Raw genomic sequence first — 15,674 nt, 5'->3', positions numbered from 1 at the left:
TTTCTTTATACTTAAAAACGTGCTGTCTGAAGTCGAGAGAATATGTCATGTGTAGTATTATGCCAGATTATAGATTTCTAGCTATAACAGGCGAACCTTTCTTTAATTCACGTATGTCAGAACTGGCAACAAATGTTTGAACTGGCAATGCTTCATATGACTGGATTGAAAAAGCATCAGCTAGAGTATCAGGATTAGCTAGAGCAGGATTAACTAATAACTATAGTTTTTCACAAAAAGATTGGAACAATTTATATCGAATCTTACCTTTCAGAATATGTTAGGTATACAACAATTTCTGCACAACTTGGACGCAGATTTACCAAAGTACTCGGAGGACCGCTATTAATTAATGGCACTATCATATAAAGATTATATTGCAAATGGGCAGGCAAAAGACTTTGCTGTCCCCTTTTCATTTATTCATGATGAAGATATTAAAGTCTTCGTTGATGGGAAAAGACAAGAACGAAAAATAAATAATAAAGTTGTTACTTTAAGTGCAGCCCCAGAAGCAAACTTAATTGTCCGCGTTAAACGGGAAACTCCCTTGCATGAGCGAACAGTTGATTTTTACGATGGCTCTATTTTATCAGAAGAAAATTTAGACCAAGCAAATGAACAGCTTTTCTTCGTGGCTCAGGAAGTTCTCGACTATTCAGAGGGTCTTCTGAAAATGAAAGAATGGTCACTTCAGTGCTTTAAATAGACGGCTACGAGAAGTCTCAGACCCAGTAGAGCCTAACGACGCTGTTAATTTAACTTACATGGAATCACAATATATTCCTGCTGCAAAAGCTGAAGCAGACTGGGCAAAAAGCGAAAGAGAAACGACAGAACAGATCAGAGCAACAACTAATCAACTAAAAGTTGACACAGAGCAAACATTAAGTGAAGCCAGAACTTTTACTACTTCAATTAAAGGTGATACTGAGGTAATAAGAGAGAAAGCTGAACAACATATGGTGAATGCCCATGCGCACAAAGAGAAAGCTATTGCAGAAGCAAATAAGACAGAGGCGGAGGCTAATCGCGCACATGGAGAAGCCGACAGAGCAAAAGGCTATGTTGAGAAATATAAGCCAGAAGTAAAAGGCGCGTGGACATTCGATAATTATGTTGAGTGGCCAACCCTTGGCTATGGGCAAGGGCGTGGCGCTATCTATAACGACGGAACAACCCATAAATGCCTGATGGTCCACGGCAATAATTCAGCAGGAACCGGTGAGTATCGTGTAGGTCTTTGGAACCACGTTACTGTATACGGTGATTTATTTATAAAAGAACACCCCGCTTATCACAGAGGCAATATTATTTCGGTGGCAAAATAATATCGAACCTTGTTATACCCGAAACAAACCAGCTATTAAAACTAATATGGAAGCACTCGCTCAAGATGTAAAGGATTACCCTGATGACTATCAGTGAGAAAGAGCTAAGCGTTTTGGAGTAACATCACCAGCCATTAGTAAAGCATTGAAACGCCTTGGCCTAAGCTATAAAAAAAACACAACAACACCCAAAAGCGAACAAAGCAAAGCGGTTGGGCCTTCCCTGTTACCTTAAAATCATCCAGATAGGCTTTTAATTCCTTATATACAGCTCTTCTATCAGCTAAATCAGAGAGCCCACGTATCTCGTAAAGTGCAACATCAAGCGCAGCTTGGATAACAGCAGACCTAGAGCGGGCAAGTTGCTTTGATTTTGTTTTTAAAGAGACACTAACTTCTCTTTTACAAAAAGCATCCCGTACATCTTCAGCTTCAGGAACAACTTTGCGGAAGTAATATGTATTACCTCTTAATAACAAGTTACCCATATGTCCCCTTATTTTTGTAGCAAAATCTAAATTACTGAAACTCAATGAGGACAAGTGCTTTCTACACATTTTTGTAGCAAAACAGCAAGACTTCAACGAAGTTAATCAACTGCTAAACTTATTAAGGCAGCCTTTTGCTGAACAACCAGATATGGAGCACTACGCCAAGCTCTCTCCAGAATGGGGAAAAAAGCTAACTGTCAGTTGCTCATCTTAAGGCCTGTTGAGGATTCAACTGCTCACCGGGTAGGTGGTTACAATGGCAGATACTCAATACCTATTAAAATCTGATAGCGGCAAGCTCGCCAAAGCTTATGACAGTATGTCGTATACAGTATTCTTTTTTGGCCCTATTCCAATGTTAATCAGGCAAGATTTGCAAGGTTGTATTTATTGGCTGATTAGTATTCTGGCGGCTATTGGTTTTAATACTTTAATGACAATCCTTAGAGGCTACACTCATACTCTGGATAGCTTTGTTATTTTTTGCGTAGTAATCGCCTGGACTGCTCAATACAATGACTGGCATCGGAAACGCTTGCTAAAACAAAACTATCAAGAAGTTGAAAAGCATGATGTCGCCAACCAAATTTTGTTTTTTGAAAGGACTGCTTTGTAACACTCACACTATAAGCAGGGAAGAGTATACTATGGAAAAGCCCTATAGTAGCTGTATCTCGCCCCTCTCTTGTTTAGCATTTTAAACCACCAAGCTCATCAGATAACCACAAGTTTCACGACCAGCGTTCGGTATGCTACAAACATCCTACACGTTTTACTAATTCCAAGGTAATGTGCCAATGAAACCACTTTTAAAAGCCAAACTATGTATTCCTACCATCCTTTTAGCTCAGCTGTTTAATTATAGCTATGCCACAGACGGTGGTCATTGGGGATATAAAGGTGAATATGGGCCCGCAAGCTGGGGCGAGCATCATATTATGTGTAAACAAGGAAAAAACCAGTCACCAGTTGACATTAAAGACAGTATAAATACCAATTTAAATCCTATTCAATTTAACTACAATACATTAGCCTCAACAATTAAAAATAATGGCCACACTATCCAAGTAGATTATCCAGCTGGAAATAGTATCAGTCTGAATGGTAACCATTATGAGCTAAAACAGTTCCATTTTCACTCACCAAGTGAAAATACTATAGATGGTCAACACTTCCCGTTGGAGGCTCATTTTGTTCATGCAGATAGCAAAGGCAATTTAGCCGTTGTAGGTGTTATGTTTAAAGCTGGAGATACAAATAAAAAACTTGCCAAACTTTGGCAAGCCATGCCTAATCAAGCAAATACTAAACAAAATTTAGCTACGCCGTTTAACGCTATGGATTTACTACCTAAATCCCATGACTATTATCGATTTAATGGTTCTCTAACCACACCTCCTTGTTCTGAAGGTGTATTATGGTTAGTACTAAAGCAACCTGCCACGATTTCACAAGAACAAGCTAGTCATCTTGTAAAAACACTAAAATACCCTAATAACCGCCCTGTTCAACCTTTAAATGCAAGACGCATTTTAGAATAACATTTAATAGTGTAGCGATGAATAACATAAAGGTATTCATCGCTACGTTGAAAACTAACTGCTGACTAAAAAATAATTTTTATTTTTACACCCAAATATTGTCATCAGCAGTTAACTGACCACTTAGCCTGAACTTCATCTTGCAACTAAGCTTATGAGGATCATCTCTGACAATTCACTTCAAAGTATAATTTGCAACTAGATAACCTTCTTACTTCACAAGCACACCTCAATATTACCACTTAACAGCCTGAATCAAATGAAATGATTAATAACTTCAAACCAGCCTATTTACTAAATACAAAGCTAACCAACAATAATCAAAACAAATTTAGGAATAAAGTATATTTTCATTATGCTAATATCGATATATTTATATAGAGGAAACAACCCATACTCAAAAAACACGTCAGTTAAACTCATCTCCCTATATATAAGTAAATAGAAACTGCAAAGCCAAGACAAACTTTAGTCGTATTCGCAACTTACTTTCGATACTTCTAAAGCAAACATCCACATATTATGGTATAACTGAAAGGTTTCTTCTGTAATACTATTAGTAAATAGAAGGTGTGCATGAATTCAAAATTTTCTACACAAAGCGCAATTTCGTTTCCAGAATTCGTATCTCTGGTTGCCATGATGTCTGCGTTAGTTGCTCTCGCTATTGATGCAATACTTCCTGCACTGCCAGATATTAGAACTTCGTTAGCTCTTACTAATGATAACGATGCACAACTGGTAATTGCTTTTTTATTTATAGGAATGGCTATTGGACCTATTATCTTTGGCCCTTTATCTGACAGCATAGGCCGAAAGCCTGCCATACTGTTAGGTTTACTCTGCTTTTTAGCAGGTAGTTTAACCTGTTGGCTTTCTCACTCTTTTGAACAAATGTTAGCTGGCCGCATTCTCCAGGGATTGGGAGCCGCTGGTCCACGCACAGTTTCAATGGCCATGGTTAGAGATTTATTTGAAGGTACAGATATGGCCAGAGTTATATCTTTTGTAACCGCCGTTTTTATTTTAGTGCCTGCACTAGCGCCTAGTGTTGGTCAAGCAATTCTACAATTCACTAGCTGGCATGGTATTTTCGTATTTTTCTTAGCTCTCGGGTTAATTGTATTAATCTGGTTTTCTACTCGTCAGAAAGAAACTTTACCTCAAGAAAAAAGAAGCCAGTTTCATATAGAAACCATCATTAAATCAGTTAAAACTGTAGTGGCCACTAAAACAACCCTATACTATACAGTGGCTATTGGCTGCTTATTTGGCGGGTTTCTTGGTTATCTTTTCTCTTCACAACAGATTTTTCAAGACATATACCTGACAGGTGAAAAGTTTCCATTATACTTTGCTCTCTTAGCCCTAGCTTTTGGCACTGCATCCTTTATCAATGCTCAATTGGTTTTAAAATACGGAATGAAAAAATTATCATTGGTTGCAGTTAAACTATTAGTACTTTGTTCTATCATTTTTTTTATTATTTGTATATTAAGCGATGGAGTACCACCCTTTGTTATTTTTATGGTATATGCAACGATTGGGTTTGTATCTATTGCGTTAGCGTTTGGAAACCTTAATGCATTAGCAATGGAACCGATGGGTGGGATAGCTGGCATAGCAGCTGCGATTATTTCAGCAATATCAACACTAATTTCTTTACCACTAGGGCTTATTGTAGGTCAAAGCTTTAATATGACTGTAATACCACTAGCTATAGGATTCACCTTATTTGGCAGCCTAGCTTGGTTTTTCATCGCTTTTTCCAAAAGAGGATCTAAACAAGACTTGTCAGTGCCTGAAACTTCTTAGTAAGCAATACAACTAGCCTGTACAAGATAGTAAGTTGTAGCAAACCAATAACAATACAGGCTAGCACTATACTTTAGCTATAGTTTCAAAGAATATATAAAGACTCAATGCACAATCAATACCTTGGTCTTCGTTGCTGGCGATTATCCGTTCTTGGCTTAGCTTGGTTAACTTTTATTTTGCGGCCAGTTACAGGCTTGTCATTTAGCTCACGAATTGCTGTTTCTGCTTCTGCATTATTTGACATTTCTATAAAACCAAACCCTTTGGACTTACCCGATATTTTATCCTTAATTAAAGTTGCACTAGAAACTTCACCAAACTCTTCAAATAACTTTCTCAAGTCATTTTCAGTAATACTATAAGCCAAATTGCCAACATATATATTCATTTGTCATTTCTCTGTAACATGTATTGCTTGAGCTAGTGCTACTCAATAACCAACACATAAATTATCCAGTAGCCTCTGGTTTAAAAGTAGCCAGAAACTGTAGTGTATATCATTTTTCATTATCTGAACCATATGATTCTCATAATAAAAAGTAATAGCAGCTATTGCGCTTATCTCTGAATAGGTTGTTCTAGCAATCCATTATTCGACTATAAAGTCATGCTATTTTGAGTCTACTGCTGGTTCAATCATTTGCCTATCTTCACTTGCCAGCCCAACTAATACTCGGTTACCACTATTATCAAACCGGTATACTCCATACTTTGCATCTTCAAAATACTTTGCATGCCCTTCCTGGAAAAAAAATGAATGGGGTACAATGCGAACTCGGTTATGATTGCGATGAAAGCGCAACAGCTTCTCTCCAGTAGCTAACGATTGACCTTCATAGAATCGAACAAACTGAGCAACATTGTTGTTATCACCTTTAATTACCATATAGCCACGTTGCTGATGAGCAGCTAGAGCATCAGCCGATATCTTCCTGGCAATAGCATAATCTAAAGCCATATAATCACCTTGAAGCAAAGACCGAGGGTCAACAGGTGCTAACTCCAATAGGAGTATTTCTCCATGGGCAATTATTTGTTCCTTTTGATATATTGCATAATTAAGTATTGATAATACCAAGAGTGAAAAAATGACTAGTAATTTTTTTGGCATTTGTCCCACCCTTGATAAGTTATACAAAAACGGCCAACTAATAATACTAAACCACTCATTACAAGTAATATTGATTTATGCAGCAATGTAATATCAAGATTGTAATAAAAGACAACCAAGCAATAGGGCAATAATAATGCTCCTATGATAGTCAATATATTCTCATATTTAGCATACCCTAATATAAGTAAAATAATAGATAAGATAATACCTGGTACAGACAATAACCCTAGAACAATAGAAACTAGCACAGCTAATACTAATGGTATTTTTTTTAGTTTAGAAAAACCACCTGCAACCCAACCAATGACAGCCACCAAACTGATGCTTAACATATAGCTAGGCAACATTGTGCTAACTACTTCTTGTTGATTTCCATAACCAAACTTAGATGTATCCATTAATATCAATACTGCCCATGCTATAGAAAAGACAAAGGAATAAGATAAAGGAATTAAATATCGCTTTACTTTACCATAACAAAGCAAAAACGCAGCAATCAGAAGCTTGACAAATAAGAAAGCATTAAATACAACCTCTCTTACTCCTGCCAAATCCCTATCCCACAGAATATTTACTATTATCGAGGCTAAGACAGCTAAACCAGATAAAAAGCGATCAATAGAAATCTGATAAATAGGATAAGTCAGCAGTGTGATTACTAATGTTGCGCATGTTACACCCCAAACAGATTTAGTTGCAATGCCAATCCCTGTTACAAACAATATTTTCCCCATCGCCATAGCCACAAATGAAGACTGGATAAAAAAACTCTGTTTAGCATTATGCTCTTCACCTGCCATTTTTAATAAACCAATGGCAAGGGCAGCAAATGCCAGCCCCCATATAATTAGCTCAGGCTCACTTTTAAACTGAATAATTTCAGCTATATATAAAAAAGCAATAAAGCAAAAAGAAACTATCAATGCCCCAACACCGATCAAACAACGTATATATAATGGCAACTCAGGCGCCTGCTGCTGAGCTATTACAAAATGCTTTAGTTTATCAGGACTTCCTATAATTAATGATTGGTCAGCTAGCTTTGCTAACAAGCTTTTGGCAGTATATGCTGTGTTTTGCTTAGTAGTTAAATCAGTCATGAGTACCTCCCTTTTTATGGGATACCGCTCGGAGATAAATCAAAGCTGCAGTAAATACCCCTAGAGACGCTAGCCCCATCAATAGAAAAGTAACTGACTCACCTTCACCTATAAATTCAAAGAGCAATTTAAAAGCAACTGTAGTAGCAATAATACAACAAGTTAGCACTATTATAGCTAATGCCCACATATCAAATAACTTGAAACGATAAACCCAAAAACCTGCAGCCAAAGTGATGCTTCCAAATAAAGCACTAATATAAGTAGATGTGCGAGCAGAATCTGGGTCAACTATGCAATGCTCTATAGGGATAATCAAGAATATGGACAATGCTATTACTAGAACTACTCTAAGCCACTGAACTGATAGCCAGTTATAGTTACGTTGAACAGCATATTCTCTCAAGACTAAGGCAAGTCCATTTATGCCAAGTAGTAAACTGTACAACAGGTCTTCCATTGAACGGGTAGGTAAAGCTGACTGTTCCCACCACAATAAGACAAAAATATTACAAATTATTAACCAGATTACCCATTGTACTGAAAAGTTAGCAATAATCGTCCAACCAAGGGTGAATAAACTCCACCCCATAAATAACTGGTAAGCATCAGCACCTGTCTGATAAACCTGGCCAAATACTGCTAGAAAGACTCCGACTAATACGGTTGCAGCCAATAAAAATATTTTTCCGACAAAACTTTGCAGTGAATAACTATAAGCAGCTATTAGGCAACCTACCAACCCAACTTGAATCGTTGTAAATTTAATTGTTGGTGTCAACCTGGCCCAGTTAAAAGCAAAAAAGTAAATAACGCCCGTAAGTATCAAAGCTGTAGCCAAGATGAGCAGTAGTCTTGATATCCACAACCCCCACTGGTTATGAGGATGTAGCAAGTTCAATGCATAAGCTTTACCTTCGGCAGTTAGATAACCATAAGCATAAAGCTCGTCTACCAAACGACGATTAGCTGGTATAGTTGCTAGGTCAGCCCTAGCGATTAACTTTTCTTTTTCCATCTGCTGCGCCTAGTTATACCCTTCGTGCATCATTTTTAGGTTTTGTTATGACCATCAAGGATGGTGGAAATGCCGTTTAACTGCCATCACTTCTCACTCCAATCACCTATTATTATAAGCTCATGAGGCTTCGTCGTTCGATGGCCTCACCTAAAAAACCTCCGCATTGAGTATATTTTCGAATAGCGTAATGCCTAAAGCATTAGATATTTTTTAAGGGCCATACCAATGTAACTATAACAGGATCAGCAAAGCTATACTTTCTTTACTATCAAAGTATCGAGTTTTAGTACTTGACTAAACATTTATTCAATACTTCTGATAATTTTTAGGACATCTGATATGTTTTGTCAGACAATTCTTGAATTTCCGGACGGTGGGTTGCCATAACTAAAGTTGTTCCCAGTTTTTTTAGTCTCTCAATTATTCGCTGACTTTGCTCTAAGCCAATATGACTAAATGCCTCATCAAAAACGATACAATCCTGTGAACGATATAAAGCCATCGCAAGCATTAACCGCTGAATTTCACCACGACTCAAATCATGCTTAGACAATATATAAGGATGGTTTTCATCCACATAAAAGCCTAGCCTTCTTTCTAATTCTACTAACTTAAGAATACTTAACACTTTATCTTTATTAGCTTTACCATAACTGGTAATAAAACTTGTGACTGAACCAGTAAGAAATTCATCATCAGCAAATACATAACCACATGGAACTCGGCCTGATACAGGAATACCTAAAAATTTCACTTGACCTGTAGTCACTATGCGCTGACCAGTGAGCACTTCCAAGCAGGTTGTTTTGCCACAACCACTATCACCCACTAAACTAAAAATCTCTCCCTGTTTAACCTCAAAGGAAACATCAGAAATAACAGGTTCTGATTGTTCAGAAAAACGATAAGTGACATTATCCATTGTTAATACACTTTGCTTATCACTTATTTTATATGCGCTATTACATATTATTTTTGAAACATTTTTACTAATTGTTGGCTTAGATATTGGCTGCTTAGTTTCAATCACTTCTGCTACACGGTAAGTAATAGCCTCCATTTCCAGATACTCTTTAAACTGTGCAACCATTTGCTCCAAAGCGGTTACTAAGATTCCTGACATTAAGCTCATAAAAGCCAATCCGCCAAAAGTTAGTTCATTAATAATTAATAAGTAAGCTCCTACAAAAATACTAAGCGGTGTAGTGATAAGACCTAATAAACCTGTTAACGTGTTGTACCAAATAAAAAAACGCTGTTGATCAACAGCCGCTGACTGCATTCGAAAGAACCCTGCAAGACAAGATGTAAAAACCTGACCAACCATCCCAGATGCATAGAATCGTTCAAAACTTTGCAAACGTTGTTGAACAACTGAATGATACCTACCTTTCTCTTGTTGTCCTCTTACCTGAAACTCTCGTACTCGATATTTTATTAGCCAAGTAAACCCAAGTGAAAAAATAAATGGAATTAAATTAATCAGACCAATTAATGGACTAATCAAAAATATTGTAAGAGCAGCAGCAATAGCAAATAACAGTGAGTCAAAAGCTTGATTAATCAAAGAAAACCAGAATTGTGTATAGCGTTCAAACTCGGCTGAGCGTTGATATATTTCGCCTGGAAAGTGATTGGCAAAAAAATCAGGCTCTTTACTATACAAGCGCTTAAAGAAAAATTGCTTTATTCTCATCGTGATATTAGTACTTACATCAAGCATTTGGCGACGAAAATATAATGAAACTGTCAAATTAAAAACTAAAAATATCAGCCCTCCTATTCCAATAAAAAAACCCCAGTTAATAAGCTCATACTGGACAACATAGTCATAAAAAACCCTAGTAAGCCCTGCAATAAAAAAATCGCCAAAAAACAAAATAATACCAGGCAAAATAAACAAATAAACCAAGTACCGTAGATTTTTTATATCAATTGGTAAAGTATTCCAGATAGATGGCTTATATTGGATTTTTTCAACCTTTTCTGTAGGTTTTATCTCAAGTACTATACCTGTATAATGATTAGATAGTTCTTCAAGGCTTATTCTACGTCTACCTATAGCAGGATCATTAATCCAGGCATTTTCTTTATTAATTCTTTCTAGTACTACAAAATGCTTAAAGTCCCAATGTAAAATAGCAGGCCCATTATCTGTTGTTAATTTAGCTAGCCCTTTTTTAAAAATATTACACTCAAAACCAAGCTCTTCTGCTGCATCAACTATATTCTTTATACTTGCTCCATCACGTGTTACTCCACACAGTCGTCGCATTGTCAAAGCAGGCAAACAAACATCATAAACTTCTAGAATAATGCTTAAACAGACAGCTCCACATTCTGCAGTATGTGCTTGGATTTTTGTTGGTGTTCTGGTTGATTCAAATTTCATATTAATATCAACGTACAGAGCTTAAGGTAGATGGACTTAAGACAATAGTATGATCAACCAATTCTTGTATATGTTCACGATGAGAAACAATAAAAATTATTTTAAACCGCTTACGGATAAACTCAAATATAGTTTTTTCATAGTCAACTGGCAACCCAGAAGTTGCCTCATCTAAAATTAATATTTCTGCTGACTTCAATAAAGTCTGTGCCAATATTATCCGCTGTTTTTCACCTGTAGAAAAAGTTGAGTTAACACCTGATATTGGTGTATTTAAACCAAGAGGTAATTCCTGTATTTTACGAGCTAATTGAACTTGCTCAAGACACTCCCAAATTGGTTGCGTTTTGCCATCACCAAATAGCACTAAGTTATCTTTTAATGTTCCAGGTATTAACTGAGTATGTTGTGAAACATAGCTAAATATACGTCTTCGCTCTGAAATAGAAAATTGAAATGGATCTGCACCAAATACTTGAATTTCACCTGCTTTAGGTTTTTCCAGCCCAATTAAACAACGAAGCAAAGTACTTTTCCCGCCTCCAGAAGGTCCAGTTACTTGTATCATCGAGCCTTTTTCAAAATGAAAGCAGCCATCTATAGGTGATTTTATTTGACAACCATGAGGTAATACTAGGCTTCTTGCACTTACTTCAGGAATATTACTACAAACAATATTGTCATTTTTTTCATGTTCCTGATCAATTCTCTCATGTAGTGACTTTGACGCACTTAAATCAACTTTTAGCTCAAAAACTGTTGCTATAATATTAGCCACTTTAGGGATAATCTGTGATATAGCACCAGTCAAATGAAATATTAAAAAGGCTATAGCAATAGTAATTGTGCTTGCTTGCTCTTTTGCTAAGCTATGCCATAACGCGAACGTAATAGCAATGATTGCTATCATTTGAATAATTTTCTCAGTAAGGCTTTGAGACTCTGCTGCTAAGAGCCCAATTTTATCAAGATGCCAACCTCTTTCGACTAAACTAATAGCTCTCGCTCTCCATTGCTTAAATATACTGTTCATATTTCCATAAAAAGCTAATCTTTTGATATTTGTGACTATATCAAAAACAAAGTTTGTAAGATCTGCATTGTCCAGATTTATCTCAACTGACTTCTTTCTTGTATAAATTCTGGTTATAGTTAATACGATTGATCCTACTAAAGAGATTCCCAGGATAATATAGATTAGCGTTGAAGGTAAACGCATGAATAATAAAATCATAGTAGGAATTAAACCTATTAAACCTATCAACTGGCCAAATACACCAAATAACTGTTGACATACTCCTACTAAAATACTTCCAAGATTTAATACCCTTTCAATGCTACTTGTCCTAAAATGAGATGGATGTAGGCCCAAAATAATAGAGAGCTTTAATAATTCAAGGCGCTCTTCTAATATATTTCCCATAAATAGATCCGCACGTGCTGAAACAAAAGACAGCAGTAGTGAACAAACTGATATACCAGTAATAAGCCATACAATCTGCTGTAAGCTATCCAGGGCAAGTTGCGGAACAACTCTGGATATAATCAGAAAATTAGTTAAAAATAATGCGAATCCTAACAAAGCTAACAGTAGCTGTATTATTGCAGACTGCCTAATCAAATGCAAAATAGGCTGATACACAAAACGTGTAATATTGATTAATGAAAATGAAGCATCAGATGGATAAAATTCATACAATATATAAAGTTTATCTATATCATGCCACTCTTCATCAGAAAACTCTCGCACTTTTTCTTTGTTAACTACTAATGCTTCAGCTTTATCTTTGCGAATTAAACTAGGCTTAAACTTGACTAGTAGAATTTCATTGCTAGACTTTTTATAAGCAAGACAAATTTGAAAGTTCTTTCTTGCTTTGTCTTGCTCTTTTGCTTCTACAGACAGGATATTTAATTGGACATCAAGAAAATCTTTAAACAAGTCAACATCATCAAACCTAAAATCTTCATCCATTTCAATATGTTGAGTTTGGTATGTAACATCTTTTAAAAAGTCACGGAGGATTACAGAATTCATTCAACAACTCTCTTGACCTAAGGGCACCTCTAAGGTAAACAATCATTAAAATTTCCCTTAAATAGCATTTGCTGTTTTTATTGGATATTTTTCTTTAGAAAACAACTCCAATGCAGGCCAAAACATCCAATCAATTGCAGGACAACTGAATATATTCTGTTGTTGAGATAAATGTAATACAAAATGATTGCTTTGGTAATGGTTTAATAGTGCATGACTTAGCTTAAGTCTATTAGCCAACTTGTCCGCAAATGAAAATGCTCTTACAAGGTAACTATCACTAGTTGCATCCGTTAACATTAAATATCTATCTGTATCTGCCAATTTACTCTTCTTTGGAAACAAAGCTGGACTCATATCACCAAAATAGACAACTATGGTATCATCTGTTATTTCTTCTATGAGATTACGATACCAGTTATCTTCAAATGCAATCAAGACAACTTCTACTTGATGTATTTCTCCAAGATAAGTGCGAATACACTCTAGACGATGTTCAACTTCGGTATGGCGTCTTAGCAATACTGCTTTTTTAATACCCAGCTGTTTTGCTACCATAGATATAAGCATAGGAATAAGGGAAAATATCCATCGATGATGAAATGTCTCTAATAATATAGGCGTTGATTTATCTATTAATTCCTGATCTATTTGAATATAAACATTTTTTTCTATAGAGCTTAAATAAGAGAACTGATGCTGCTTATTCAAGCCTTTCAAAAATATAGGCTCATAAAAATATTCTACAAGGTTTCTTATAGCTTGCATATCTATACAACAATCATTTTCTTGATGGTTTAAAAGGCGTAAAATAGACCAATTAGGCAGTCGTTCAAAATCTACACTATTATTTTGGAAGTATTGTCGCAACTCTGCTATTTGAAAATAATCGCTAGAACTTTTTAAGTACTCATATAAAAATATATCTAATCGTTGTTGGTACTTATCTTCTAATTGGTATATATCCAGCATACTATTTTATTCACAAACTGATTATTTTATTATTAAGCCATTAAACAAATGGTTCAACAAAAATAGGGAATAGTAGTTTAATCGGCGCAATTTCTTTGATAATAATTCTACTTGTAGTTGTTGTCCCTACTTTGAGTGGTTTTTTCGGTGGAATCCCATTCCAAATTGGTAATCCTGTCTTATCTCTATCAAGTTTAACTACTACTGCAACGCCTTTTACTTTATCTGCAACTAACTTTCCAAGCTCTAGATTACCTATCAGCCCTTCAAGCTCAATAGACGTACTATTATACTCACTAACTTGAGTAATTTTACCTTTCAATCTACCTGCCTGTAGTCCTTTGATAAAGTCAGGTCTGATAAAGGCTTTAGCCTCATTCTCAATTTTTTTTGCATCACCTGTAGATACAAAAGCAATATTGACGAGCTCACTTCTCTCCCATCCATCAGAAATTGGAATCAACATAGCATAAACAGGTAAACCTTCACTATCCTCTAGTTCTGCCTGATATATTCTTAATTGATTTATTTCCTTAGCAAGTCTATTTTGTATATCTATAACAAAACGATTTTCTTGCCCTGTTATTTCAACTTTATTTGCCTTAAATAAATTTTTTATTGCCTTTTTTAACTGACTTTCCAGGTAGCTCCTGCTATTTACTTCACTAGTTATTTTTATTAATCTTCGCACCCCATTAAATTCTAGTTTAATAACTCCTTGCTTTAGTTTTTCTGAGTGTACAAAAAGCAACCTACTATGCTGTGGAGTCAATCCAATCAAAGCAACCGGTGTTGCTGACTTTACATAACTGCCAGGACTTTTATTCATTGCTATAATATCACCATCATATGGGGATATAACATGCTCATTAAGCCATAAAGCTTGTTCCGCATTGACAAGTTCTAGTTTATGTTTTACCAGGGATTTTCTGATTTCTTTTACTTCACTCTGATACTTCTCTTTTTGCTTTTCAATTTGATTACGTATATTGATAATTTCATTCTTTTCCTTTTTTATATTGCTTGCTACTTCTAACTGCTCTAGATTTAGCCTCTGTTCTTCAACACCAATGTATTGTTTCTTTACTGATAGTTCATCAAGATTTTTTGAAAGGTTTCTTCGTGCTACACGTCGCTTAGTTACAGCATCTAATGAAGTTAAACCAGACTGTAATAATTTTTCTGAACCAGCTACTATACGCTTATGATCATTAATCAGTGATTTAACTTCCTTTTGCTCTTGCTTTAACGTTAAGTGCTGCTCAGATACATAAGATGCAATAATGTTCTTAAATTTTTTTTCTATCTCGATCATTTCAGCTATTCTAGATTCATGCAAGCTAATTTGATTATTAAGCTTATTTATTTGCCTTTCAAGTTGCTTTTTTAATATCGTTTTTCGATAGTTTTGTGCTTCTGCATAAACTCGATACTCAGAACGCTTTGCAATAAAATCTGCCGTAGCTTCTACATTTTCTAACTCCATTATGACATCGCCTGCTTTTACCTGGCGATTTTTTGTTAAGTAACGTTGCTTGACAAGCCCTGCACCAGAAGTCAAAACATCTCTCACACCACCCTGTGCTACTATAATTCCTTTTGCTTCAATTGAAATAGGTAATCGGGCAAAAAAACCCCAACTCAATGCAAAAAATACTATTAACAAACAAGTGATAGTAAATGGCCAAAAAAAAGGGGAATACCTTAACGGAATTCTCAGCTCTAAGGCATCCTTTTCCTTAGCATGCTGTAGTGATTTTTTTCGGAAAATACGTTTCATAGTCTAATAGCCAATTCGAATCGTTTTTAGGGGAGGCCGTCGAGCGATGAAGCCCTATGAGTTTATATTAATAAAT

Annotated in this window: 14 protein-coding genes and 1 pseudogene; 6 read left to right on the top strand and 9 right to left on the bottom strand. The window is 35.8% G+C overall.

Going from position 1 to position 15,674, the window contains the following annotated elements:
- The first annotated feature begins 352 nt into the window (after positions 1–352).
- The 3 genes from ORQ98_RS07470 (at position 353) to ORQ98_RS29570 (ending at position 1,566) form a co-directional block, all read left to right on the top strand.
- Entirely contained in the window at positions 353–709 is a 357-nt protein-coding gene (locus ORQ98_RS07470) for a phage tail fiber domain-containing protein (RefSeq protein ID WP_274688163.1), read from the top strand.
- A gap of 58 nt (positions 710–767) precedes the next feature.
- Positions 768–1,331, top strand: a complete 564-nt coding sequence (locus ORQ98_RS07465) for a hypothetical protein (protein ID WP_274688162.1) — start codon at positions 768–770, stop codon at positions 1,329–1,331.
- A gap of 145 nt (positions 1,332–1,476) precedes the next feature.
- Positions 1,477–1,566, top strand: coding sequence for a hypothetical protein (locus tag ORQ98_RS29570; protein WP_425347676.1), 90 nt, complete (start codon positions 1,477–1,479; stop codon positions 1,564–1,566).
- A gap of 76 nt (positions 1,567–1,642) precedes the next feature.
- On the opposite strand, the pseudogene ORQ98_RS29565 reads toward ORQ98_RS29570, so the two are convergent.
- Positions 1,643–1,819 (bottom strand): annotated as a pseudogene (locus ORQ98_RS29565) (DUF6538 domain-containing protein); the annotation flags it as partial.
- A gap of 259 nt (positions 1,820–2,078) precedes the next feature.
- Here ORQ98_RS29565 and ORQ98_RS07455 point away from each other — a divergent pair.
- The 3 genes from ORQ98_RS07455 (at position 2,079) to ORQ98_RS07445 (ending at position 5,178) form a co-directional block, all read left to right on the top strand.
- A complete protein-coding gene (locus ORQ98_RS07455; protein ID WP_274688160.1) occupies positions 2,079–2,438 on the top strand; it encodes a hypothetical protein in 360 nt (119 codons plus the stop codon).
- 181 nt (positions 2,439–2,619) lie between these two features.
- A complete protein-coding gene (locus ORQ98_RS07450; RefSeq protein WP_274688159.1) occupies positions 2,620–3,363 on the top strand; it encodes a carbonic anhydrase in 744 nt (247 codons plus the stop codon).
- A 576-nt stretch (positions 3,364–3,939) separates the two neighbouring features.
- On the top strand, positions 3,940–5,178 hold the full coding sequence (locus tag ORQ98_RS07445) for a multidrug effflux MFS transporter (protein WP_274688158.1): 1,239 nt from the start codon (positions 3,940–3,942) through the stop codon (positions 5,176–5,178).
- A 115-nt stretch (positions 5,179–5,293) separates the two neighbouring features.
- Here the strand turns inward: ORQ98_RS07445 and ORQ98_RS07440 are convergent, their stop codons facing one another.
- The 8 genes from ORQ98_RS07440 to ORQ98_RS07405 form a co-directional block, all read right to left on the bottom strand.
- Entirely contained in the window at positions 5,294–5,569 is a 276-nt protein-coding gene (locus ORQ98_RS07440; RefSeq protein WP_274688157.1) for an RNA recognition motif domain-containing protein, read from the bottom strand.
- A 222-nt stretch (positions 5,570–5,791) separates the two neighbouring features.
- A complete protein-coding gene (locus tag ORQ98_RS07435) occupies positions 5,792–6,292 on the bottom strand; it encodes a GDYXXLXY domain-containing protein (RefSeq protein ID WP_274688156.1) in 501 nt (166 codons plus the stop codon).
- Positions 6,274–7,347: a DUF4401 domain-containing protein gene (locus tag ORQ98_RS07430; protein WP_274688155.1), complete on the bottom strand. Its 1,074-nt coding sequence runs from the start codon at positions 7,345–7,347 to the stop codon at positions 6,274–6,276. The genes ORQ98_RS07435 and ORQ98_RS07430 overlap by 19 nt, the downstream gene beginning before the upstream one ends.
- 40 nt (positions 7,348–7,387) lie before the next feature.
- Entirely contained in the window at positions 7,388–8,413 is a 1,026-nt protein-coding gene (locus tag ORQ98_RS07425; RefSeq protein WP_274688154.1) for a DUF2157 domain-containing protein, read from the bottom strand.
- Between the two features lie 328 nt (positions 8,414–8,741).
- Positions 8,742–10,808: a peptidase domain-containing ABC transporter gene (locus tag ORQ98_RS07420; RefSeq protein WP_274688153.1), complete on the bottom strand. Its 2,067-nt coding sequence runs from the start codon at positions 10,806–10,808 to the stop codon at positions 8,742–8,744.
- 7 nt (positions 10,809–10,815) lie between these two features.
- Positions 10,816–12,846, bottom strand: a complete 2,031-nt coding sequence (locus tag ORQ98_RS07415) for an ATP-binding cassette domain-containing protein (RefSeq protein ID WP_274688152.1) — start codon at positions 12,844–12,846, stop codon at positions 10,816–10,818.
- A 57-nt stretch (positions 12,847–12,903) separates the two neighbouring features.
- On the bottom strand, positions 12,904–13,818 hold the full coding sequence (locus ORQ98_RS07410) for a hypothetical protein (RefSeq protein ID WP_274688151.1): 915 nt from the start codon (positions 13,816–13,818) through the stop codon (positions 12,904–12,906).
- 40 nt (positions 13,819–13,858) lie between these two features.
- Positions 13,859–15,598: a hypothetical protein gene (locus ORQ98_RS07405; RefSeq protein ID WP_274688150.1), complete on the bottom strand. Its 1,740-nt coding sequence runs from the start codon at positions 15,596–15,598 to the stop codon at positions 13,859–13,861.
- Positions 15,599–15,674: the final 76 nt, after the last annotated feature.

The organism is Spartinivicinus poritis, from assembly GCF_028858535.1.
Classification (GTDB): domain Bacteria; phylum Pseudomonadota; class Gammaproteobacteria; order Pseudomonadales; family Zooshikellaceae; genus Spartinivicinus; species Spartinivicinus poritis.
This window is presented reverse-complemented; position numbering and strand designations above follow the sequence as displayed.

What these genes read in the sequence shown, in the direction of transcription:
- ORQ98_RS07470 (WP_274688163.1), top strand. Translation starts at nt 353, where the DNA reads ATGGCACTATCATATAAAGATTATATTGCAAATGGGCAGGCAAAAGAC.
- ORQ98_RS07465 (WP_274688162.1), top strand. Translation starts at nt 768, where the DNA reads ATGGAATCACAATATATTCCTGCTGCAAAAGCTGAAGCAGACTGGGCA.
- ORQ98_RS07455 (WP_274688160.1), top strand. Translation starts at nt 2,079, where the DNA reads ATGGCAGATACTCAATACCTATTAAAATCTGATAGCGGCAAGCTCGCC.
- ORQ98_RS07450 (WP_274688159.1), top strand. Translation starts at nt 2,620, where the DNA reads ATGAAACCACTTTTAAAAGCCAAACTATGTATTCCTACCATCCTTTTA.
- ORQ98_RS07445 (WP_274688158.1), top strand. Translation starts at nt 3,940, where the DNA reads ATGAATTCAAAATTTTCTACACAAAGCGCAATTTCGTTTCCAGAATTC.
- ORQ98_RS07440 (WP_274688157.1), bottom strand. Translation starts at nt 5,569, where the DNA reads ATGAATATATATGTTGGCAATTTGGCTTATAGTATTACTGAAAATGAC.
- ORQ98_RS07435 (WP_274688156.1), bottom strand. Translation starts at nt 6,292, where the DNA reads ATGCCAAAAAAATTACTAGTCATTTTTTCACTCTTGGTATTATCAATA.
- ORQ98_RS07425 (WP_274688154.1), bottom strand. Translation starts at nt 8,413, where the DNA reads ATGGAAAAAGAAAAGTTAATCGCTAGGGCTGACCTAGCAACTATACCA.
- ORQ98_RS07420 (WP_274688153.1), bottom strand. Translation starts at nt 10,808, where the DNA reads ATGAAATTTGAATCAACCAGAACACCAACAAAAATCCAAGCACATACT.
- ORQ98_RS07415 (WP_274688152.1), bottom strand. Translation starts at nt 12,846, where the DNA reads ATGAATTCTGTAATCCTCCGTGACTTTTTAAAAGATGTTACATACCAA.
- ORQ98_RS07410 (WP_274688151.1), bottom strand. Translation starts at nt 13,818, where the DNA reads ATGCTGGATATATACCAATTAGAAGATAAGTACCAACAACGATTAGAT.
- ORQ98_RS07405 (WP_274688150.1), bottom strand. Translation starts at nt 15,598, where the DNA reads ATGAAACGTATTTTCCGAAAAAAATCACTACAGCATGCTAAGGAAAAG.